The following is a 21,303-nucleotide window of genomic DNA, read 5'->3' as shown; positions in this document are numbered from 1 at the left end:
CACCGAACAGACGGGAGGCGCGGTGCCAGCTGGCACCGCGCCTCCCGTCTGTCTGGGGCTGGGTCCTAGGACTCGATCTCGCCCTGCGGGGCGTCTGCCGTCTCGACGGCGGCAGCCCCGGCGAGGACCTCCTCGCGGCCGGGCTGACGCCCGGTCTCGAACAGGAACTTGCCGTCGGCGAAGTCGACCTTCACGTGGTCACCGGCGTTGAGCTCACCCTGCAGGATGTGCTCGGACAGCTGGTCCTCGACCTCGTGCTGCATCGCGCGGCGGAGCGGGCGGGCACCGAGTGCCGGGTCGAACCCGACCTTGATGAGCTGCTCCTTGGCGGGGAGGGTGAGCTCCACCGTCATGTCGCGGTCGAGCAGACGGTCCGAGAGACGCTTCACGAAGAGGTCCACGATCTGCAGCAGCTCGGGCTGCGACAGCTGCGGGAACACGATCGTGTCGTCGACACGGTTGAGGAACTCGGGCTTGAAGTGCTTCTTGAGCTCCTCGTTCACCTTCGAGCGCATGCGGTCGTAGCCGACACCGGAGTCACCCTCGACCTGGAAGCCCACCGGGCCACCGGCGATGCCCTGCGAACCGAGGTTCGTGGTCATGATGATGACGGTGTTCTTGAAGTCGACCACGCGGCCCTGACCATCGGTCAGACGACCCTCCTCGAGGACCTGCAGCAGCGAGTTGAAGATGTCCGGGTGGGCCTTCTCGATCTCGTCGAACAGGACCACGGAGAACGGCTTGCGGCGCACCTTCTCGGTGAGCTGGCCGCCCTCCTCGAACCCGACGAACCCGGGAGGGGCACCGAACAGGCGGGACACGGTGTGCTTCTCGCCGAACTCCGACATGTCGAGGGAGATCAGTGCACCCTCGTCGTCGAAGAGGAACTCGGCGAGTGCCTTGGCGAGCTCGGTCTTGCCGACGCCCGTCGGGCCGGCGAAGATGAACGACCCCGAGGGGCGGTTCGGGTCCTTCAGGCCGGCACGGGTGCGGCGGATCGTCTTGGACAGGGCCGAGATGGCCTCTTCCTGACCGATGACCCGCTGGTGCAGTGCCTTCTCCATGAAGACGAGACGCGAGGTCTCCTCTTCGGTGAGCTTGAACACCGGGATGCCCGTGGCCTGCGCCAGGACCTCGGCGATGATGCCCTCGTCGACGGTGCCGGACGCGGCGACGTCACCCGCACGCCACTGCTTCTCGAGGCGGAGACGCTCGCCGAGGAGCTTCTTCTCCTCGTCACGGAGCGACGCGGCCTTCTCGAAGTCCTGCTCCTCGATCGCGGCTTCCTTCTGCCCGCGGACCGTCGAGATCTTCTCGTCGAACTCGCGGAGCTCCGGCGGCGCCGACAGGATCGAGAGACGCAGGCGTGCGCCGGCCTCGTCGATCAGGTCGATGGCCTTGTCCGGCAGGAACCGGTCCTGCACGTAGCGGTCCGCCAGGTTCGCGGCCGAGACGATCGCACCGTCGGTGATGGACACCTTGTGGAACGCCTCGTACTTGTCGCGCAGTCCCTTGAGGATGTTGATCGTGTGCGGCAGCGACGGCTCGTTCACCTGCACCGACTGGAAGCGACGCTCGAGTGCGGCGTCCTTCTCGAAGTGCTTGCGGTACTCGTCGAGTGTGGTGGCACCGATGGTCTGGAGCTCACCACGGGCGAGGAGCGGCTTGAGGATCGACGCGGCGTCGATCGCGCCCTCGGCAGCACCGGCACCGACCAGCGTGTGGATCTCGTCGATGAAGACGATGATGTCGCCGCGGGTGCGGATCTCCTTCGTGACCTTCTTGAGGCGCTCCTCGAAGTCACCGCGGTAGCGGGACCCGGCGATGAGCGACCCGAGGTCGAGCGAGTAGAGCTGCTTGTCCTTCAGCGTCTCGGGCACGTCGCCCTTGACGATCGCCTGGGCGAGGCCCTCGACGACGGCGGTCTTGCCGACGCCGGGCTCACCGATCAGGACGGGGTTGTTCTTGGAGCGGCGGGAGAGGATCTGCATGACCCGCTCCATCTCCTTCTCGCGCCCGATGACGGGGTCGAGCTTGCCGTCGCGCGCAGCCTGGGTGAGGTTCCGACCGAACTGGTCGAGGACCTGCGAACCCTGCTGGGCGTTCTGCTGCTGCTCGCCGCCGACGGCGACCGCTTCCTTGCCCTGGTAGCCGGACAGGAGCTGGATGACCTGCTGGCGGACCCGGTTGAGGTCGGCGCCGAGCTTGACGAGGACCTGGGCTGCGACACCCTCGCCCTCGCGGATGAGGCCGAGCAGGATGTGCTCAGTGCCGATGTAGTTGTGGCCGAGCTGCAGCGCCTCGCGCAGGGACAGCTCGAGCACCTTCTTGGCGCGCGGCGTGAACGGGATGTGCCCGGTCGGCTGCTGCTGGCCCTGCCCGATGATGTCCTGGACCTGCTCGCGGACGGCATCGAGCGAGATGCCGAGCGACTCCAGCGCCTTCGCGGCGACGCCCTCGCCCTCGTGGATGAGGCCGAGGAGGATGTGCTCGGTGCCGATGTAGTTGTGGTTGAGCATCTTCGCTTCTTCTTGAGCGAGGACGACAACACGACGGGCTCGGTCGGTGAATCTCTCGAACATGTGCTCTCCCTTGCCGGACTCGTGGAAGACCGGTGACGTACATCGAGAGTAACCAGCGCTCCCCCCGGTGGCTCCCCCTGTTCGCCGTGGGCGTGACCTCGTTGCGGGATGTGCGCGGAGAGCGGACGGGCGGGCCACTCGGCACCGCGCACCCGGCCGCCGATGGGTCCCCGTCGACTACGCCTGCCGCGCTGCGCGGCGCAGCGCACGTCGGAACCGGCGCGCGTCGACACCGAGCTGCTCGAGGACGTCGTGCGCGGCACCCGTGAACGGGTCGTCGATGCCGTCGAGGACCGCGAGCAGGACGTGGTGCGGTCGGACGCGCGCAGCGGGCCCGGCGAGCTGCGCGGCGCGGGCGAGCACCCGGGCGGCGGCGGGCGTGCACGTGACGCGGTCCGCCGACACCGGACCCGTGGAACCGGCCCCGACGAACGCGCTGGAGGCCGTCCGGACGCGGTCGGGGGTGACGCCGTGCGCGTCGAGCGCCTGGTCGAAGCGAGGCATCCCGCCGCACAGCGTGACGGCGGCGATGAGCAGGTGTTCGGCGTCGAGGAAGCCGAACCCGGTCTCGCGGGACTCCTGCTCGGCCAGCAGCACGATCTCGCGGCCGTGCCGGAGGGTGGGCACGGGGACGGAGAGCGCGGCGGTCTGCATACATGCAGAATATCTGGTGATCACCGTGTGCGCCAGAGGACGTCCCGGGTGCAATCGGTACGATCCGTGCATGGAGCAGCCCGTCGTCGGCCTCGTCGTCCACCCGACCAAGAACGTGCAGGAGTCCGTCGTGACCCTGCAGCGCTGGAACGCCTCCGGACGCGGACGGCTCGTCGCCCGCCGTGCCGACGCGCAGCGGATCGGCGGCGGCGTCGACGTGATCGGTGACGAGGACTTCACCGAGACGGTCGACCTCGTCGTCGCGCTCGGCGGTGACGGCACGATGCTCGGGGCCATGCGGCTCGTCGCGAAGCGCCCGGTGCCGGTGCTCGGCGTGAACTACGGCAACGTCGGCTTCCTGGTGGAGATCGAACCGCCCGAGCTCGAGGCCGCCCTCGAACGGCTGTCCGCCGGCGACTACCAGCTCGAGCCGCACCACGCGCTCGAGGCCCGGCTGTCCTGGAGCGGTGCGCGCACGGACTACCTCGCGTTCAACGACCTGACGATCGTGCGCCGACCCGGAGCCGGACAGGTGTCAGCGGACCTCAGCGTCGGCGGACTCGGGTACGGGTACTACCGTGCGGACGCCATCGTCGCCGCGACCCCGGCCGGTTCCACCGCGTACAACTACGCCGCCGGTGGCCCGGTGCTCTCCCCCGCGCTGTCCGGCTCCGTCGTGACCCCGGTCGCGCCGATGGCCGGGATCGACCGCTCCGTGGTGCTCGCCGCCCGCGAGCGCTACCGGTTCGACATCGCCGAGGGCACCCGGAGCGCAGCGCTCGAGGTCGACGGACTCGTGGTCGGCGAGGTCGCCACCGGGGCGCAGCTCGACATCCGGCTCCGGAAGGACGCCGGCAGCGTGGTTCGCCTCGACGCCGAGCGGCACGGTCGGACCGGGCGTGTGAAGCTCAGCCTGCTCGACCTGCCGGTGCGCCCCGATCAGCTGATCGAGCTCATCCCACAGGATCTGCGGCAGAAGCTCGATCGCGAGGTCGAGGAGTAGCAGCGGGGGCGATGGGTCGGCGCAGGCCGTCGAGGAACGCGCCGACGGCGCAGCCGACCGCGGCGACGACCGAGACGGCGAACATCAGCTGCTCGATCCGGGCGGCGTGCGGCACGATGCCCGCGACGTGCAGGTCGACGAGGGACCAGTACGGCACGAAGGCCACGATGATCCACAGCGTCACGAGTGGTCCGGAGGCACGGCGCAGGGCGGTCAGGCCCGCGGCCATGGCGATGGTGATGATCGGCAGGATCGTCAGCGAGTAGCGGGTGTTCGGAGCGCCGCCACCGTGCACGTAGTCGAGCTCGATGACGGTGAAGAGGGCCGACACGGCGACGAACATCGCGACGATGAGGAGCGTCGCCGTGCGGTCCCGGCGCTGGTCTCGTTCGTCGGAGCGGCCAGCGGCGGGTGCGCTCGCGGTCGCCGTCGACCGGCGGCGGCGCAGCTCGACGATGCCGATGACCGCGGCGAGCAGCATCGGCCCGATCATCAGGACCCACTGCACGGCCCCGTCGACGGACAGCACACCGCGGTAGATCGCGAAGATGCCCGCCCAGAAGTCGTGGTCGGTCGCGACTTCGGGGATCGGCACCACGTGGCGGCGGAAGTTCTCGATGCCCCACTCGGCGTGGCGACCGCTGAAGTTGCCGGCCAGCTGCTTGTTCCGGACGTAGAACCAGCCCGACGCGGCGGCGGCAGCGACGACCGGAGCGGCCGCGGCGATGACTCGTGCCCAGACGCCCTCGAGCCCCCACAGGCGGACACGTCGAGCCAGCACCAGGGCGACGACGAGCGCCACGAGCCAGATCGCGAACGAGATCCGGGTCGACATGCCCGCGGCACCGACCAGGGCCGCGGCGATGAAGAGCCCGGGACCGACGCCCGACCGGAGCGCAGCACCTGCGATCCCGCACGCGAGCACCGACAGCAGGACGAAGAGCACGTCGTTGTAGATCGAGCCGCCCTGCTGGATGAGCATCCCGGCGAGGGCGGTCACCACGGCGACCCCGCCGGGCAGCCGCCGTGCGCCCGGGAAGCACCGCCAGGCCGCCCACGCCGAGGCGACCACGACGCCGCCGGCCATCAGCCCGCTCATCAGGCGTCCGGCCATCACCGCGGCGAGCGGGTGTCCGCCGTCGAAGAGCGGTCCGACCACGGGGGCGAGCACGAGGTAGTAGAGCGGCGGGTGCTGTGCGACCCACTGCACGGGCGTGGTCGCTCCGAACGGGGCGTGGTAGGTGATGCCCTTCTCGAAGACGGGCAGGTGCGCGTGCCAGACGGTCAGGACGTAGTCGAGGTGGGCCGGTTCGTCACCACCGTTGAGGGGCGGGTACGTGAACGCCCGCGCGACCGAGGCGGCCAGCATGAAGACGACGGCGCACAGGACGGTGAACCCGGCCCACGGGTGCGCCCACAGCCAGGTCCGGACACGATCACGGACGGCGCTCATCTGACCCACGGCGTCAATCTACCGGCGCAGGATCGAGGACCCGGGACCCACGGCGTGATCTGGAGGAACAACCAGCATGGGTGGTTCGGTTCTGCGTGACTGCGGCGTTCGTCGAGCTCGGGTCACCCAGGGTGGTCGCCGAGGCGCTCTGGGGCGTGGCGACCCTCGCATGGCTGATCACGATCATCCGGTACCTCGCGCGTCCGGGTGGTGTCCGCGCGGTCCGCGACGATCTCCGTCACCCGGTGTTCGGTCCGTTCGGAGCGCTGGTCCCCGCCGTCGGCTCCCTGCTCCCCACCGTTGCCGCATCGCTGCTCACAGCCCAGTCGCTCACCACGATCGGGCAGCCCACGCTCGCCGTCGGGTTCTTCGCCGCTGGCATCCTGTTCTGGCTGCTCATCGGCGCCGTGCTGCTCGTGCGCACCGACCGCGTGAGCGCCGAGCGACGACGCCCACGGTCACTCGCGTGCGAGGCCGCCGCGGACAGACGAAGGCCCGCCCAGGCGGTGCCTGAGCGGGCCGTCCCATCACCCCACCGGATCGCCTTCCCACGGAACGACCCGGTTTCCCCGTGCCGGCACTCGCGCGCCGGCCGAAGTCACCCTGCCCTAGTCGGTCAGGTACAGCTGCATGTCCTGCGAGACCGCCTTGGCGAAGAGGCGGAGCTTCGCGCGGGACTCCACACGGCTGACCGCCTGGCGGGTCGTGTGGACGATCTTCGAGATCTCGTCGAGCGTCATCGGCTTGTCGTCGTCGAGGCCGTAGCGCATGCGGATCACGTTCGCCTCGTCGCTCGGCAGCTCGGCGACGATGGAGCGGATGTCGCGGTGCAGGAGCGTGGTCTCGGTGAGCTCGTTCGGCGACGCGGCGTCCTCGTCCTCGATGAAGTCGCCGAGCTCGCTGTCGTCCGAGTCACCGACCACGGTGTGGATGGAGACCGGCTCGTGCGAGCGGCCCTTGAGGTCCACGAGCTCTTCGACGCTCATGCTCAGCTCGGCCGCGACCTCGTCGGGCATCGGCGCACGGCCGAGGTCCACCGTCAGGTCGCGCTCGGTGCGGGAGATCTTGTTGATCAGCTCGACGGTGTGCACCGGGATGCGGATCGTGCGGGCCTTGTCGGCGAGACCACGCGAGATGGCCTGACGGATCCACCAGGTGGCGTACGTCGAGAACTTGTAGCCCTGCGTGAAGTCGAACTTCTCCACCGCGCGGACCAGACCGAGGTTGCCCTCCTGGATGACGTCCATGAAGGGGAGGCCGCGCTGCGAGTACCGCTTCGCGATGCTCACCACGAGGCGGAGGTTCGAGGTGATCATGCGCTCCTTGGCGCGCTCACCGTCGCGGACGAGCCAGCGGAGTTCACGCTGGAGGGTCTTCGGGAGGCCGGCCTCGGTGTTGAGCTTCTCTTCCGCGAAGAGCCCGACCTCGATGCGGCGGGCGATCTCGGCTTCTTCCTCGGCGGTGAGGAGCGAGAGGCGGCCGATGTGACGCAGGTAGTCACCGACCTGGTCGACCGAGGCGCCGCGGACACCGGCGAGCTGCTCGTCGGCTTCGACCTCGGTGTCGAGCGTGGTGGTCTCGACCGCGGCGACGGGCGACTTCGCTGCCGTCTTCTTGGTGTTCCGGCGCGCGGTGGTGCCAGTGGTCGTCGTCTTCGGTGCTGCGGTTGCGATCGTCATGATGACTCTCCCTGCGTTCGACGGTGTTGGCCTCGGTGGGGTGTTCACGAGTAAAGCGGTCGCGAGGTGTACCCCACAAACCGATCAGATCGATTCCCAGGGATCTCCGTGCTTCGTCATCGGAACCGTCCCCCGAGGGGTACAGCGTGTCGTCAGTCTGGTCCCCCGGATGGCCCGCGAGCAAGGGGATGTCGCGATGTTTCCGGCATTGCATCGGTGTTTCTTGCTCGTTTCCGATGGTGTACCCCGCGGTGTTGCGTCGAGCGGACACAAAAAAGGGGTACGACTCCGCGGATCGTTGCGATCCGGTCGTCGTACCCCGAAGCAGGAGCAGATGGGGGTCACCAGGAGGGCTCGAGCCACCCTTCGCGACGCTTCGAGACCTCGAGGTCGGCGTCGCGGTCGAACTCGTCGTACTCGCTCTCGATGTCGCCGACCAGGCTCCGGCCGGTGAAGACGCTGCCGCGCGCGGGGACGACGGCGCTCCGGCCGGTGATGATCTGCGTGATGGACATGCGGACGATGCTCACCCCGGCACGCGACGTCCGGGTGAACGGCCGGTGACGAGGTCCGGACGCTCAGACGTCGATGTCGTCCTCGTCGCCGTTCGGCCAGACCGCGTCGTCACGGCCGGGGTCGCCGATGACCGGGTGCCCGAACGCGTCCTCGTCGTCGAGCGACAGGTCGTCGGGTCGGCCGGGGTCGCCGGGTCGTGCGTGCATGCGCGCCAGGGTCACACCGTCCGGTGAACGGGCGGTGAAGTCGGACGGCCGGTGGAACCGGGCGGGCTACTCGGCGGACGCCGGTGCCGGCGCCGGCACGCCGTGCTCGCGCTCGAAGCGGGCGCGCTCCTCGGCCTCGACCTTGGCGTACGCGGCACGCTCGGAACGGTCGGCCCGCATGATGGCACGCATCACGAACCAGAAGATGAGGCCGACCACGACGGTCGGCGTCAGGGCGAAGATGACTCCGGTCACGACTCCATGCGGCACCGGAGCATGGTACCTCGCCCGGCTGTGCTCACTTGACGAGCGGGAACAGGATCGTCTCGCGGATGCCGAGCCCGGTGATCGCCATGAGCAGTCGGTCGATCCCCATGCCCATGCCACCCGACGGCGGCATCGCGTGCTCGAGTGCCCGAAGGAACTCCTCGTCGACGCGCATCGCCTCGGGGTCGCCACCGGCCGCGAGTCGCGCCTGGTCGACGAACCGCTCGCGCTGCACCACCGGGTCGACGAGTTCGGAGTAGGCGGTCGCGAGCTCGAACCCGCGGACGTAGAGGTCCCACTTCTCGACGATGCCCGGACGGGTGCGGTGCTCGCGGGTCAGCGGCGAGGTGTCGACCGGGAAGTTCATCACGAACGTCGGGCGGTCGAGCGAGTCGATGACGAAGTGCTCCCAGAGCTCCTCGACGTACTTGCCGTGGGTGGCGTGCGCGACCTCGACGCCCTCGGCCGCGGCGAGCGCTTGCAGCTCGGCCAGCGGGGTCTCGGGCGTGATCTCGCGACCGGCCGCCTCGGCCAGCGAGCCGTACATGTCGATGCGCGGCCACTCGCCGCCCAGGTCGTAGGTGCTGCCGTCGGCCAGGGTCACCTCGAGCGGGCCGCCGGTCACCGCACGGGTCGCGTTCTGCACGAGCTCCTGCGTCAGGTCGGCCATCTGCTCGTAGTTGCCGTACGCCTGGTACGCCTCGAGCATCGCGAACTCCGGCGAGTGCGTCGAGTCGGCACCCTCGTTCCGGAAGTTGCGGTTCACCTCGAAGACCCGGTCGATGCCGCCGACGACCGCGCGCTTCAGGAACAGCTCGGGCGCGATGCGGAGGTAGAGCTCGGTGTCGAACGCGTTCGAGTGCGTGACGAAGGGCCGGGCCGAGGCGCCGCCGTGCTGGGTCTGCAGCATCGGGGTCTCGACCTCGAGGTAGTCGTGGCCGGCGAAGGTCTGGCGCAGCGACGACATCACGGCGGCGCGGGCGCGCACCGTGGCCCGTGCCTCTTCGCGCACGATGAGGTCGAGGTAGCGCTGCCGGACGCGGGTCTCCTCGTTGAGTTCGTTGTGCAGGTTCGGGAGCGGCAGGATCGCCTTCGCCGCCATCGCCCACTCGTCGACCATGATCGACAGCTCGCCGCGGCGCGAGGAGATCACGCGGCCGTGCACGAACACGTGGTCGCCGAGGTCGACGAACTCCTTCCACCGTGCGAGCGAGTCCTCACCCACCTCGGCGAGGGACACCATGGCCTGGATGCGGGAGCCGTCGCCGGACTGCAGGGTCGCGAAGCAGAGCTTGCCGGTGTTGCGGGAGAACACGATGCGCCCGGCGACACCGACGAGGTCCTGGGTCTCCTCGCCGGTCTCGAGCTGTCCGTACTGCGACCGGACCTCGGCGATCGTGGTGGTGATCGGGAGCTCGGCCGGGTACGCGTCGACGCCGGATTCGAGGAGCTTCGCACGCTTGTCGAGCCGGACCTGACGCTGTTCGCTGGTCTCTTCGGCTGACAGGACGTCTGCGGCGGTCTCTTCGCTCATGGTGGTGCGGCTCCGATGGGTCGTGGGGGTCCCCGAAATGCTACAGCGCCGCCTGCCCGTCAGCGGCGGCGAGCGCGTTGTCCACGGCGGAGCGGACCAGGGCACCGAGGACCCGGCCGGGGTGCTCGACCCCGATGCCGGAGAGCGTGCCGGCGGACTGGTCCACGATGGCGGTCGAGAAGCTCACGGCGGCGCGGACGGCGTCGGCGTACGCGCGTCGGTCCTGCTCGGTGACGACGAAGGGCTCGGCGCCCATCTCGACGACGAGTGCCTGGGCGATCGGGAGCACGGGTGCCGGTGCGGTGACGGCGCAGTACGCCTCACGGAGCCGTCCGAGGTCGACGCTGGTGCCGGTGAACGCCATCGCCGGGTGGATCGCGAGCGGGATCGCTCCCGCGGCCATCGCGGGTGCGAGGATCCCGACGCCGTGGTCCGGGCTGGTGTGCACGACGAGCTGCCCGGGCTGCCAGATGCCGGCGTCCGCGAGGCCCTGCACGAGTCCTGCGAGCTGGTCGTCCGGCACCGCGAGGAGCACGAGTTCGCTCCGCTCGACGAGGTCCGGGGTCGCCAGGACGGGTGCGCCGGGCAGCATCGCCTCGGCGCGGTCCCGGCTCGCCTCGGACACGGCGGTCACCCCGATCACGGCGTGCTCGGCGTTCGCCAGGGCGGCTCCGAGGACGGGGCCGACACGTCCGGATCCGACGACGCCGATCCCCAGCCGCCCGGCTCTCATCGTGCGGCTCCCGGGGGTGGGACGTCGCTCCAGGACGAGCCGGGAGGCACGGTGCCGGTCCGGTGGTCCGGTCCGGGCCCGGCAGGGGCACCGGAGCCGGCCGTGTGCGCGTCCGCAGGGCGGGTGGCGGAGGGTTGCCGGGCCTCCCGTTCGCGCCACCGGTGGGAGGTGTCCGCCGCAGCGGCCTCGACCGCCCGCCCCGCGGTGTCGGCCCACAGCTGCTGCGCGTCGTGCGCGTCCAGCGTGCCGACGTGGGCGGTGACGGGACCCTGCACGGTCTGGACGTGCACGGACGCGAGCCGGAGCGCACGCTCGAGCGGCCCCTGGGACACCTTGACGCTCTGCACGCGCGGCAGCGGGACGATCACCAGCGACCGCCACACGGCGCCGAGCCGCAGCAGGACGGCACCGGGCACGAAGCGGTACCCGTTCCGCCGGAACGCGAGCGGGCGGAGCCACGCGCCGCGGCGCGGGGAGTGCACGAAACCGCCGCGGTCACCCGAGGTGGTGAGACTGTCGTCGACCACGTCGACGGCCTCGGACGCGCCCTCGCGGAGCTGCTCCTGCGACGCGGCAGGGCCGGCGACGGCGGTGCCGACGAGTCCGGGCAGGATGATGTCGAGGACGACGCGGACGTCCGCCGCCGTCCCCACCGGGAGCACGATCGACGAGACCTGCTGGTTGTTCGACGCACCGTTGCCGGCGTTCGTCGCCCGGTTGATCCGGACGTCCCACCAACCGAACGGCCGCCACAGGAGCGGCTGCGCGACGCTCACGGCGTGGATGCGTCCGGGCGGCAGGGTCTCGTTCGACGTCGAGACGAGGCCGAACCCGATCCGGATGCCGTCCCGGGTCTCGGCGATCGTGTACTGCAGCGAGCGGGAGAACTTCCGGACGTAGTAGCCGCCGGCACCGATCACCGCGGGGAACAGGCCGAACAGGATGCCGTACTCGCCGGTGAGCGCGACACTGACGATCATCGCCGCGATCGCGAGCAGGATGAACACCGTCGTGCCGGAGAGCAGCATCGACGCGATGAGCCGGCCGGGGTGCACCTTGACGATGCGGGTGGCGTGCACGGCGGCGGGGTCGAGCTCCGGCGCGAAGACCTGGTCCACGTGGTCCATCAGCCGGCCGTTCGAGGCGCGGACCGGACCGGTGCCGTCCTCGTCCTCCTTCGCCCCCGACGCGAGCACCAGGATGCGCTGCCGCAGGTCGTCCGCGGCCTTCGCACCGAGGTAGGCGAGCTGCACGTTGGCGTCGTTGCCGGCCTGGGCGATCTCGAGCTTGGCGGTGCCGAACACACGCGGGACGAGCGGGCGCGAGATGTTGATCCCCTGGATCCGGTCGAGCCGCGCCTTGCGGTTCGTGCGGAAGAGGACGCCCGAGCGGACCTCGACGATCTCGCCCGTGACGCGGAACTCGTGCATCCGCCAGGACAGGTAGAACAGCCCGATCAGCACGACGAGGAGCACGACGATGCCGAGCAGCACCCAGCCGACCACGCCGTGCTCGTACACGTAGCGGACCGGGTCGCCGTCCTCCTGTGGGCCACTGCCGGGGATGAAGAACTCGACGACCTGGTCGCGCAGACTGTTCAGCACGTAGCCGAGGATCACGATGAGGAAGATCCCGCCCTTGAGGAGCGGCGTCAGCGGGTGGAGGCGGTGCCACTCACCGTCGGTGAGCGGTGCTGCCGCAGCCGCGTTGCCCCGGGTCTCGGGGGCCGGGGGCGGCGGGCCGGGTCGGAACGTCACGGCCGGCCCTACAGTCCGGCACGCCGGGACTCGGCGAGCTCGACGAGGCGGTCGCGGAGGTCGTCCGCGTCGGCGAAGGGGATGCCCGGGATCCGGACGTTCGTGGAGGCGGCGGCGGTCACGAACTTCAGTTCGCTCATGCCGAGGACACGGTCGAGCGGCCCACGGTTCACGTCGACGAGCTGCATGCGCCCGTACGGCACGGCGGTGAAGCGCTGCCACATCAGCCCCCGGCGGAGCACGAGGTCGTCGTCGCGCAGGGCGTAGCCGATCGCTCGGACGCGACGCGGGGTCAGGGCGGCGGTGACGGCCGCGATGACGAACACGACGATCGCGATGCACCACCACACGGTGCCGGCGGTGCGTTCGAACCCGCCGCTCACCACGGCGATGAGGACGCAGCCCGCGGTGACGACGAGTCCGATGACGACGGTGGTGATGAGTTCGGTCCACACGAGCTTCGGTGACACCCGGGTCCAGGTGGTGCCGGTCAGGCCGAGGCCCGGCTCGTCGAGTCGTTCACGCGGCATCGCGGGTCTCCTGCGGTCGGGTCGGTGCGCCTCGGTGCGCCTCGGTCGGGTCGGTGCGCGCCGGTCGTCCCGGTGCGCTCAGTGCGCCGAGGTCGTGCCCCCGCGGGGGAGGTCGTCGTCGTCATCGTCACTCGGGGGTGCGATGCACATGCGTTCGGCGACGAGCGCGCACACGGTCAGCACGAGCCCACCCCCGACCGCCACGACGTTCGGCAGGGTCGAGCCTAGCGAAGGGAACGCGGACCGGGTCAGGAGGTACACGACCAGCCCGAGCGCGAACCCGCCGAAGAGCACGCCGCCGATGCTGGAGGCCTTCGCGAGGACGACGACCCGGATGGCGTAGAGCGGGTCGACGGGGCGCTGGCGTGCGGCGCCGTCGCGGGCGTGCCGACGGACCGGTCGGGCCATCAGGACGACGGCGATGCCGATGAAGACGAGGGTGATGCCGAGCGGGGTCGACAGGAACAGCGTGGGGGCCTGGCGGGAGGCGAGGACCGCGTCGAGGGCGAAGCCGCCCACCGCCGCCACGACGGCGATGCTGATGAGCGTGGAGGCACGGGTGGGCTTCACGGCTGCGTCTCCGTCGTCGGTTCCGTCGCCGTCGGTGCCGGCGTCGTCGGTTCCGGCGTCGTCGCCGTCGTCGGCCTGGAGGCACTGGTCGGCTCGTCGAAGAGCCGCGGCTCGTCGACGCGCTCGGTGTCGTCCCCGAGTGCGGCGAGCAGGTCGGCCACCGGTCCGGCACCCGGCAGCACGGCGCCCGGGTCGGCGTCGGCCCACGGCGCGAGCACGAACGCCCGCTCCCCGGCACGCGGGTGCGGGACCGTCAGGGTCTCCGTGTCGATCGTCAGCTCGTCGTACGCCACCAGGTCGAGGTCGAGCGTGCGGTCGCCCCAGCGGACCTCCCGCGTGCGGCCGTGGGTGTCCTCGATGCCGTGCAGCGCGTCGAGGAGGTCCTGCGGCTCGAGCTCGGTGTCGACGACCACGACGGCGTTCCGGTACCGGGGCTTCGTCGGGTCGAGGCCGTCGAGCGTCACGGCGACCGACTCGACCTCGCGGCTGGACGCCACCGGCTCGACACCCGGCAGCGCCGCGATCGCCGTCGCCGCGGCACGGAGGGTGCTCCCCCGGTCGCCGAGGTTCGCACCGAGGGCGATGACGGCCCGGCTCACTCTTCTTCCTCGAGCGTGCCCTCGGACCGATCGGCACCGCGGGTGCGCCGGATGGTGATCGACACGTCCGTGAACGGGACCGTGATCGGGGCCTGCGGCTTGTGCACCGTGACCTCGGTCGCGAGCGCCGCACGGTGCGTGAGCACGGCGGCGGCGATCCGCTCCGCGAGGGTCTCGATGAGGTCGACCGGGTCGCGTTCGATCTCGGCGACGACCTGCTCGGCGAGCACCCCGTAGTGCACGGTGTTGTCGAGGTCGTCGGTGCCGGAGGCCACGCGTGCGTCGACCTCGACCGCGACGTCGACGACGAAGTCCTGGCCGTCGTTGCGTTCGTGGTCGAAGACCCCGTGGTGGCCGCGCGCGCGGACCCCGGTCAGTCGGATGGTGTCCCTCACGATCGAGCTGCCCTCCAGGCGTCCCAGACGTCGAGCACGGCACGGGTCGGTGCCGGGTCGTGCACGCGCACACCCCACGCGCCGCGTTCGGCGGCGAGCAGGCTGATGGCGGCGGTGGCGAGGTCGCGGTCCTTCGGCGGGGCGCCGGCAGCACTGCCGACGCCGTCGAGGAACCGCTTCCGTGATGCGGCGACGAGCACGGGGAGCCCGATGGACGCGAAGCGCTCGTACCCGGCGAGGATCTCCCAGTTCTGGACACCCTGCTTCGCGAAGCCGAGGCCCGGGTCGATCACGACCTGCTCCTGGCGGACACCGACGACGATGAGCTCCGCGACGCGGAGTTCGACCTCGCGGCGGACTTCTTCGACGGCGTGCGTGTACTCGGCGTTCCGGTACATCCGGTCGCTGTGGCCGCGCCAGTGCATGACGACGAACCCGGCGCCGCTGTCGCGCACGACGCGGGCCATGTCCGGGTCGGCCAGACCGCCGGAGACGTCGTTGACGATGACGGCGCCGAGGTCCACCGCACGCTCGGCGGTGGCGGCGTTCATGGTGTCGACGCTCACCGCGATGCCCTCGGCGACGAGCTGCTGGACGACCGGGAGCACGCGTTCCTGCTCGACGTCGACCGGCACCCGCTCGGCCCCGGGGCGGGTGGACTCGCCACCCACGTCGACGAGGTCGGCGCCGGCTGCGACGAGCTCGCGTGCGTGCTCGACGGCGGCGTCGTAGGCCTGGTGGAGCCCACCGTCGCTGAACGAGTCGGGGGTGACGTTTAGGATGCCCATCACCCGTGTGCGGTCGTCCACGGGGAGCTCACGGTCCCGCCGCCGGCCGGTCACGATCTCCGGCACCGGTGCTGGTGCACGGAGGTCGATCGCGACCGTCGGCGGTTCGGCGGCTGCGGCGCGCGCCTGGCTCACCTCGGCGAGCCGACGCGACCGTCTCGTCGGCAGGTCGGTCATGCCGGCCTACGCGGGGGCGATACCCGGGTTGCCGAAGGGACGGCGACGGGGCTTCGACGACTCGGTGTCGGACTGCTCGGCTGCGGTCGAGGCGGCCTTGCCGGGCACCTCGATCGCGGGCAGGTTGCTGACCGGTCGCTTGTCGCTCGACAGCCACTGCGGGCGCTCCGGCAGCTTGCGGACGTCCTTGAAGATCTCGACGAGCTCCGGGGCGTCGAGCGTCTCCTTCTCGAGGAGCTCGCCGGCCAGGCGGTCGAGGATGTCGCGGTTGTCGTTGAGCACCTGGTAGGCCTCGTCGTGCGCTGCCTCGAGCAGGGCACGGGTCTCGGCGTCGACCGTCTCGGCGATGTTCTCCGAGTAGTCGCGGCTCGTGCCACCGCTCATGTCACGGCCGACGAACGGCTCGCTCGAGCCCGACCCGAGCTTGACGGACCCGACCGCACGGCTCATGCCGTACTCGGTGACCATCTTGCGTGCGGTGCCCGTGGCCTTCTCGATGTCGTTCGACGCACCCGTGGTCGGGTCGTGGAAGACGATCTCCTCGGCGACGCGGCCGCCCATGGCGTAGGTGAGCTGGTCGAGCAGTTCGTTGCGGGTGACGGAGTACTTGTCCTCGAGCGGGAGCACCATCGTGTACCCGAGGGCACGGCCGCGGGGCAGGATCGTGATCTTCGTCACCGGGTCGGTGTGCCGCATGGCCGCCGCCGCGAGTGCGTGGCCGCCCTCGTGGTAGGCGGTGATGAGGCGCTCCTGGTCGGACATGATCCGGGTACGGCGCTGCGGGCCGGCCATCACGCGGTCGACCGCCTCGTCGAGGGCACGGTTGTCGATGAGCTGGGCGTTCGAACGGGCAGTCAGGAGCGCGGCCTCGTTCAGGACGTTCGCCAGGTCGGCACCGGTGAAGCCCGGCGTCTTGCGGGCGAGGAGCTCGAGGTCGACGCTCGCGGCGAGCGGCTTGCCCTTGGCGTGCACCTCGAGGATCTGCTTGCGACCGGCGAGACCCGGGGCGTCGACACCGATCTGACGGTCGAAGCGGCCGGGGCGGAGGAGCGCCGGGTCGAGCACGTCCGGACGGTTCGTCGCGGCGATGAGGATGACGTTCGTCTTGCCGTCGAAGCCGTCCATCTCGACGAGGAGCTGGTTCAGCGTCTGCTCGCGCTCGTCGTTGCCGCCGCCGATGCCGGCGCCACGGTGACGACCCACGGCGTCGATCTCGTCGATGAAGACGATGGCCGGGGAGTTCTGCTTCGCCTGCTCGAACAGGTCACGGACGCGGCTCGCGCCGACACCGACGAACATCTCGACGAAGTCCGAACCGGAGATCGAGTAGAACGGCACACCCGCTTCACCCGCGACGGCGCGAGCGAGGAGCGTCTTGCCGGTTCCGGGAGGGCCGTACAGCAGCACGCCCTTCGGGATCTTGGCGCCGACGGCCTGGAACTTCGCCGGCTCCTTGAGGAACTCCTTGATCTCCTGGAGCTCCTCGATCGCCTCGTCGGCACCGGCCACGTCGGAGAAGGAGACCTGCGGGTTCTCCTTGTTGTTCATCTTCGCCCGGGACTTGCCGAACTGCATGACCTTCGAGCCGCCGCCCTGGGCGCTCGACAGGAGGAACCAGAACAGGGCGCCGATGATCAGGAACGGCAGGAGGATGCCGAGCAGCGAGAGGAACCAGTTCGACTGCTGAACCGTGTCGTTGTAGCCCTTGGGCAGGTTCGCGTCGTTGACGGCCTGGATGACCTCTTCACCGCGGGGCGTCGAGTAGTAGAACTGCTCGTGCGCGTTGCCGTCCTTCAGGGTGAGGTCGACCCGCTGCTCCGTGGAGTTCACCACCACGGAGGAGACCTTGCCGTCGGAGAGCTGCTCGAGGCCCTTCTGCGTGTTGATCTGCTGAGTGCCGGACTGGCTGATCACGGCCCAGCCGATCCAGATCCCCACGATCGCGATCAGCACGTAGATGTACGGCCCGCGGAGGATGCGCTTGAAGTCCATGTGATCCGGGCAGAGCGCCCGACACCTTTCTCTGCCGAAGTTGCGTGGAGGTCAGCATACGGCTGCGATTCTGTGGCGAGAATGGGTGTCCTCTGCGGGCGAACTCCACCCGGGGCCAGTCCCCCCTGGACGGGTTACGAGTAGACGTGGGGCGCGAGCACGCCCACACCGCGCAGGTTGCGGTACCGCTCGTCGTAGTCGAGGCCGTAGCCGACCACGAACTCGTCCGGGATGTCGAAGCCCACGTACTTCACGTCGACCTCGACCTTGGCCGCCTCGGGCTTGCGGAGGAGCGCCACGATCTCGACGCTGGCGGCGCCGCGGGACTCGAGGTTCTGCTTGAGCCAGGACAGCGTCAGCCCGGAGTCGATGATGTCCTCGACGATGAGGACGTCGCGGCCGTGCAGGTCGGTGTCGAGGTCCTTCAGGATCCGGACCACACCGGACGACTTCGTGCCGGAGCCGTACGACGACACCGCCATCCAGTCCATCCGCGCCTGCATCTTCAGGTGGCGCGAGAAGTCGGCCATCACCATCACGGCACCCTTGAGGACGCCGACGAGCAGCGGGTCACGCCCGGCGTAGTCGGTGTCGACCACCGCGGCGAGTTCGGCGAGCTTGTCGTCGATCTGCTCGGGGGTGAAGAGGACTTCGGACAGGTCTGCCTGGACGTCGGAGAGTTCCACCGCCCCAGCCTAACCGCCCGGGGGTCACTGTCCCGCGGCGAACTCCAGCCGGTCCCCGTTGCGCGACGCCCGGACACCCGGCAGGTCGATCGGGCCCTGTCCGCTCCACTCCGTCACGAGCCGGCACACCTCGAGCGTCTGCACCCGGGACAGCGTCACCCCGAACTCGCTCTCCACCGCCAGTCGCACGAGCCGCTGCCGGAGCGCCGGCGGGTTGGCCGCGAGCTCGCGCACCGACAGCGAGATGCCCGCCTCGGAGTGCTCGGCGAGGTCCTCCGCCATCTCCTCGGCGAAGTGGTCGAGCGCCGCGGAGTCCTCGCGGAGCTGGTCGGCCGTGCGGGCGAGCGCCTCCGGCACACCGGCACCGAGTTCCCGCTCGAGCGCGGGCAGCAGCGTGTGCCGCACACGCACACGGGCGAACGCCGGGTCGTCGTTCTGCGGGTCGTCCCACGGTGCCAGCCCGGCAGCAGCGCAGGCCTGCCTGGTCGTGTGCCGCCGGACCCCGAGCAGCGGTCGTCCGTAGGCCGGCCCCTCGGCGCGGCGCGCCAGCGGCGCCATACCGGAGAGCGAGTCCGGCCCGCTCCCGCGGGCGAGCCCCAGCAGGACCGACTCGGCCTGGTCGTCGAGCGTGTGCCCGAAGAGCACGAGTGGCGACCCCGTCTCGGCCGCGACCTGCGCGACGGACGCGTGTCGTGCCTCCCGGGCGGCCCCTTCGGGACCCCCTGCGGAACCGACGGCGACACGACGGACGGTCACCGGTGCGAGTCCCAGCTCGGACGCCTGCCTGGAGGCGCGGCTCGCCACCGCCTCGGAGCCCACCTGGAGCGCGTGGTCGACGACCACCGCGCCGGCCCGCAGATCCTGCTTCGGCGCCTCGAACGCGGTGGCCGCGGCGAGCGCGAGCGAGTCCGGTCCGCCGCTCAGCGCGACGAGGACGAGGTCGCCCGGACGGACCACCGACTCGTCGAGCGCCTGCGCGAGCAGGACGCGGACCGCGCGGCGGGTGTCGGCGACCGCGGGGTCGAGCCGGGGACGCGGAGTGTTCACCCGGTAACGTTAGCCGCGCTTTCGGACACACCGACAGACCACGAAGAGGACACAGGAGCAGACATGGCAGCGTACGACGTCGTCGTCGAGATCCCCAAGGGCAGCCGCAACAAGTACGAGGTGGACCACGAGACCGGGCGCGTGTACCTCGACCGCGTGCTGTTCACGTCGTTCGTGTACCCGACGGACTACGGGTTCTTCGAGAAGACCCTCGCGGACGACGGTGACCCCGTGGACGCGCTCCTGCTCCTCGAGTACCCGACGTTCCCCGGCGTGGGCGTGAAGGTCCGCCCGGTCGGCGTCTTCAAGATGAGCGACGAGGCCGGCAACGACGCGAAGGTCCTCGTGGTCCCCGCGAAGGACCCGCGCTGGGCGCACATCCAGGACATCTCGGACGTCGACGAGCAGACCAAGGCCGAGATCGCGCACTTCTTCGAGCGCTACAAGGACCTCGAGCCGAACAAGTGGGTCAAGGCCGAGGGCTGGGGCGACGCCGCCGAGGCCGAGGCGATCGTCACGGCCGGCCAGGCCGCGTACGTGCCCGCCGGTCACTGACGCACCGCTGACACGAACGGCGCCCGCTCTCCTGACGGAGGGCGGGCGCCGTTCTCGTCGTGGGTGCGGTCGCTAGAGCGAGCCGCTCGGGCGCGCGACGTAGGGCAGCAGCTGACTCGGGGTCCAGATGGCCCGCTCGAGCACACCGCGCTGCGGGTTGGCCGCCTCGACCATCGTGCCGTAGCTCGTCACGATCGAGTCGTGGTAGGCGCCGGAGACGCTGCCGTTCGACGAGTAGAACAGGATGTCGCCGGGCTGCCGCTGCGACAGCGGGACGAGGCGCCCGATCGACTTGAAGTAGTTGTACTGCCAGACGACGTTGTGGCCGCCGGTCGCGATGCCCTGCGAGTTGTAGGCCATCATCACGAGGCCCGAGCAGTCCCACTGGTTGGGGCCGGCACCGCCGAAGACGTAGGCGTCGCCGATCTGCGCACGGGCGTAGGCGATGGCGCCGGCTGCCCGCGACGGGGTGCTCGGCGCCGCCGGGGCCGTCGGCGTCGTGACCGGGGTGCTCGGCTTCGCCGGGGTGGCCGGCTTCGCGGGGGCCGCGGGCTGGGCCGGGGTCGCCGGCTTCGCGGGGGCGGCCGGTGTGTTCGGCTTCGCGGGGGTGTTCGGCGTGGAGGTGCCGCCGGAGTTCTTCGTCGGGGTGGTGGCGGTGCCGCCCGTCTGGCCGCCGCCGGACTGGGTGCCGCCGGTCTGGCCGCCGCCGGTGCTACCGGTGCTGCCGGTGCCGCCGGTCTGGGTCCCGCCGCTGCTGCCGGCGTCGCCGTTGGTCTGCGATGCGAGCTGCGCTTCGGCCCGCTTGGCCTGCTGGGCGCTCCAGTACGCGGTCTCGGTCTGGACGCTCGTGCCCTTGAGGAACGCGAGCTGTTCGAGGACCTCGGCCTGCTGCGCCTGCTCCTTCTCGACACGGGACTGCGCTGCGGCCGCGGTGTCGTTCGCGTCGTCGAGGGCGTGCTTGGTGGTGTCGGTCGCCTTCGCCAGGGCCTTCGTCGCCGCGGACTGCTGCGCGGCGATCGAGTCGACGGTGTTCTGGTCGGTCCGGGCTTCGGCGAGGACGGTCGCGGAACGCTCGGACAGGTGCGTCATCGTGCCGACGCGGTAGAGCAGGTCCTTCGAGTCGGACGCGTCGATGAGCATCGAGGTCGACAGGTCCCCACCGCCGGTGCGGGACAGCTCGACCACCAGGCCGGCGACCTGCCGTGCGGAGTCGTCCGCCTTGCGCTTCGCCCGCTTCGCCTGCGCACTGAGGTCGTCGAGCGTCGACTGCGCCTCCTGCTGCTGCGACGACGCGAGCGCGTAGGTCTGCCCGGCCTGCAGCTCGGCGACCTGCGCCTCGTCGGCGGCGTCCTGCAGCGACTGCAGGCGGGTGCTCAGCTCGTCGACGGTGGACTGCGCGTCGGCCGCGTCGGCCTTCGCCGCTCGCACGTCGTCCCAGCTCGGGGCGGACGGTGCCGCCTGGGCGGGGCCGGCGATCATGCCGGTGAGGCCGATCCCGAGGACGGCGATCACCGCGATCCCGCAGGACAGGGTGCGAGCGGAGTGCTTCACGAGGGTCAGGGCCTTTCGGGCGCGCACAC

Annotated in this window: 21 protein-coding genes; 2 read left to right on the top strand and 19 right to left on the bottom strand. The window is 70.6% G+C overall.

Annotated elements, in window-relative coordinates:
* Positions 1-65: 65 nt before the first annotated feature.
* Together BLT36_RS04000 and BLT36_RS03995 are read right to left on the bottom strand one after the other, a co-directional pair.
* Positions 66-2,582 (bottom strand): ATP-dependent Clp protease ATP-binding subunit, encoded by a 2,517-nt coding sequence (locus BLT36_RS04000; protein WP_092092121.1) that lies wholly within the window; start codon positions 2,580-2,582, stop codon positions 66-68.
* A 177-nt stretch (positions 2,583-2,759) separates the two neighbouring features.
* Positions 2,760-3,236, bottom strand: coding sequence for a Clp protease N-terminal domain-containing protein (locus BLT36_RS03995; protein WP_092092119.1), 477 nt, complete (start codon positions 3,234-3,236; stop codon positions 2,760-2,762).
* Between the two features lie 70 nt (positions 3,237-3,306).
* Between BLT36_RS03995 and BLT36_RS03990 the strand changes: the two genes are divergently transcribed.
* On the top strand, positions 3,307-4,239 hold the full coding sequence (locus tag BLT36_RS03990; RefSeq protein WP_092092117.1) for an NAD(+)/NADH kinase: 933 nt from the start codon (positions 3,307-3,309) through the stop codon (positions 4,237-4,239).
* Here BLT36_RS03990 and BLT36_RS03985 read toward each other — a convergent pair.
* The 16 genes from BLT36_RS03985 to tilS form a co-directional block, all read right to left on the bottom strand.
* Entirely contained in the window at positions 4,190-5,701 is a 1,512-nt protein-coding gene (locus tag BLT36_RS03985; RefSeq protein ID WP_139166357.1) for a hypothetical protein, read from the bottom strand. The two genes, BLT36_RS03990 and BLT36_RS03985, sit on opposite strands and share 50 nt — an antisense overlap.
* Before the next feature lie 599 nt (positions 5,702-6,300).
* Positions 6,301-7,371: a sigma-70 family RNA polymerase sigma factor gene (locus BLT36_RS03980; RefSeq protein WP_092092113.1), complete on the bottom strand. Its 1,071-nt coding sequence runs from the start codon at positions 7,369-7,371 to the stop codon at positions 6,301-6,303.
* Positions 7,372-7,712: 341 nt separating this feature from the next.
* Entirely contained in the window at positions 7,713-7,886 is a 174-nt protein-coding gene (locus BLT36_RS18595; RefSeq protein ID WP_175529474.1) for a hypothetical protein, read from the bottom strand.
* A 63-nt stretch (positions 7,887-7,949) separates the two neighbouring features.
* The gene (locus BLT36_RS18590; protein ID WP_175529473.1) at positions 7,950-8,093 is read right to left on the bottom strand and encodes a hypothetical protein; all 144 of its coding nucleotides are present in this window, start codon (positions 8,091-8,093) and stop codon (positions 7,950-7,952) included.
* A 66-nt stretch (positions 8,094-8,159) separates the two neighbouring features.
* A complete protein-coding gene (locus BLT36_RS03970) occupies positions 8,160-8,363 on the bottom strand; it encodes a hypothetical protein (protein WP_092092110.1) in 204 nt (67 codons plus the stop codon).
* A gap of 28 nt (positions 8,364-8,391) precedes the next feature.
* The gene (lysS, locus tag BLT36_RS03965; RefSeq protein WP_092092108.1) at positions 8,392-9,894 is read right to left on the bottom strand and encodes a lysine--tRNA ligase; all 1,503 of its coding nucleotides are present in this window, start codon (positions 9,892-9,894) and stop codon (positions 8,392-8,394) included.
* Positions 9,895-9,934: 40 nt separating this feature from the next.
* Positions 9,935-10,627 (bottom strand): Rossmann-like and DUF2520 domain-containing protein, encoded by a 693-nt coding sequence (locus tag BLT36_RS03960; protein WP_175529472.1) that lies wholly within the window; start codon positions 10,625-10,627, stop codon positions 9,935-9,937.
* On the bottom strand, positions 10,624-12,384 hold the full coding sequence (locus BLT36_RS03955) for a PH domain-containing protein (RefSeq protein ID WP_092092106.1): 1,761 nt from the start codon (positions 12,382-12,384) through the stop codon (positions 10,624-10,626). Before BLT36_RS03955 ends, BLT36_RS03960 begins: the two co-directional genes overlap by 4 nt.
* A gap of 8 nt (positions 12,385-12,392) precedes the next feature.
* Entirely contained in the window at positions 12,393-12,914 is a 522-nt protein-coding gene (locus tag BLT36_RS03950) for a PH domain-containing protein (protein ID WP_092092104.1), read from the bottom strand.
* Positions 12,915-12,992: 78 nt separating this feature from the next.
* Positions 12,993-13,484, bottom strand: a complete 492-nt coding sequence (locus tag BLT36_RS03945) for a DUF3180 domain-containing protein (protein ID WP_092092102.1) — start codon at positions 13,482-13,484, stop codon at positions 12,993-12,995.
* Positions 13,481-14,083 carry a 2-amino-4-hydroxy-6-hydroxymethyldihydropteridine diphosphokinase gene (folK, locus tag BLT36_RS03940; protein ID WP_092092100.1) on the bottom strand — a complete coding sequence of 201 codons (603 nt, stop codon included), beginning with the start codon at positions 14,081-14,083 and terminating at the stop codon, positions 13,481-13,483. The genes BLT36_RS03945 and folK overlap by 4 nt, the downstream gene beginning before the upstream one ends.
* Entirely contained in the window at positions 14,080-14,478 is a 399-nt protein-coding gene (gene folB, locus BLT36_RS03935) for a dihydroneopterin aldolase (RefSeq protein ID WP_092092098.1), read from the bottom strand. The genes folK and folB overlap by 4 nt, the downstream gene beginning before the upstream one ends.
* Positions 14,475-15,443, bottom strand: a complete 969-nt coding sequence (gene folP / locus BLT36_RS03930; RefSeq protein WP_175529471.1) for a dihydropteroate synthase — start codon at positions 15,441-15,443, stop codon at positions 14,475-14,477. The genes folB and folP overlap by 4 nt, the downstream gene beginning before the upstream one ends.
* Positions 15,444-15,449: 6 nt before the next feature.
* A complete protein-coding gene (ftsH, locus tag BLT36_RS03925; protein ID WP_092092096.1) occupies positions 15,450-17,435 on the bottom strand; it encodes an ATP-dependent zinc metalloprotease FtsH in 1,986 nt (661 codons plus the stop codon).
* A 134-nt stretch (positions 17,436-17,569) separates the two neighbouring features.
* On the bottom strand, positions 17,570-18,121 hold the full coding sequence (hpt, locus tag BLT36_RS03920) for a hypoxanthine phosphoribosyltransferase (RefSeq protein ID WP_092092094.1): 552 nt from the start codon (positions 18,119-18,121) through the stop codon (positions 17,570-17,572).
* Between the two features lie 24 nt (positions 18,122-18,145).
* On the bottom strand, positions 18,146-19,168 hold the full coding sequence (tilS, locus tag BLT36_RS03915) for a tRNA lysidine(34) synthetase TilS (RefSeq protein ID WP_092092092.1): 1,023 nt from the start codon (positions 19,166-19,168) through the stop codon (positions 18,146-18,148).
* Positions 19,169-19,231: 63 nt separating this feature from the next.
* Here tilS and BLT36_RS03910 point away from each other — a divergent pair, with 63 nt between their 5' ends.
* The gene (locus BLT36_RS03910) at positions 19,232-19,723 is read left to right on the top strand and encodes an inorganic diphosphatase (RefSeq protein WP_070417329.1); all 492 of its coding nucleotides are present in this window, start codon (positions 19,232-19,234) and stop codon (positions 19,721-19,723) included.
* A gap of 72 nt (positions 19,724-19,795) precedes the next feature.
* Here BLT36_RS03910 and BLT36_RS03905 read toward each other — a convergent pair whose 3' ends face one another.
* Positions 19,796-21,301 (bottom strand): C40 family peptidase, encoded by a 1,506-nt coding sequence (locus BLT36_RS03905; protein ID WP_139166356.1) that lies wholly within the window; start codon positions 21,299-21,301, stop codon positions 19,796-19,798.
* Positions 21,302-21,303 lie beyond the last annotated feature (2 nt).

Origin of the sequence: Curtobacterium sp. UNCCL20, assembly GCF_900101675.1 — a bacterium.
Taxonomy (GTDB): Bacteria; Actinomycetota; Actinomycetes; order Actinomycetales; family Microbacteriaceae; genus Curtobacterium.
This window is presented reverse-complemented; position numbering and strand designations above follow the sequence as displayed.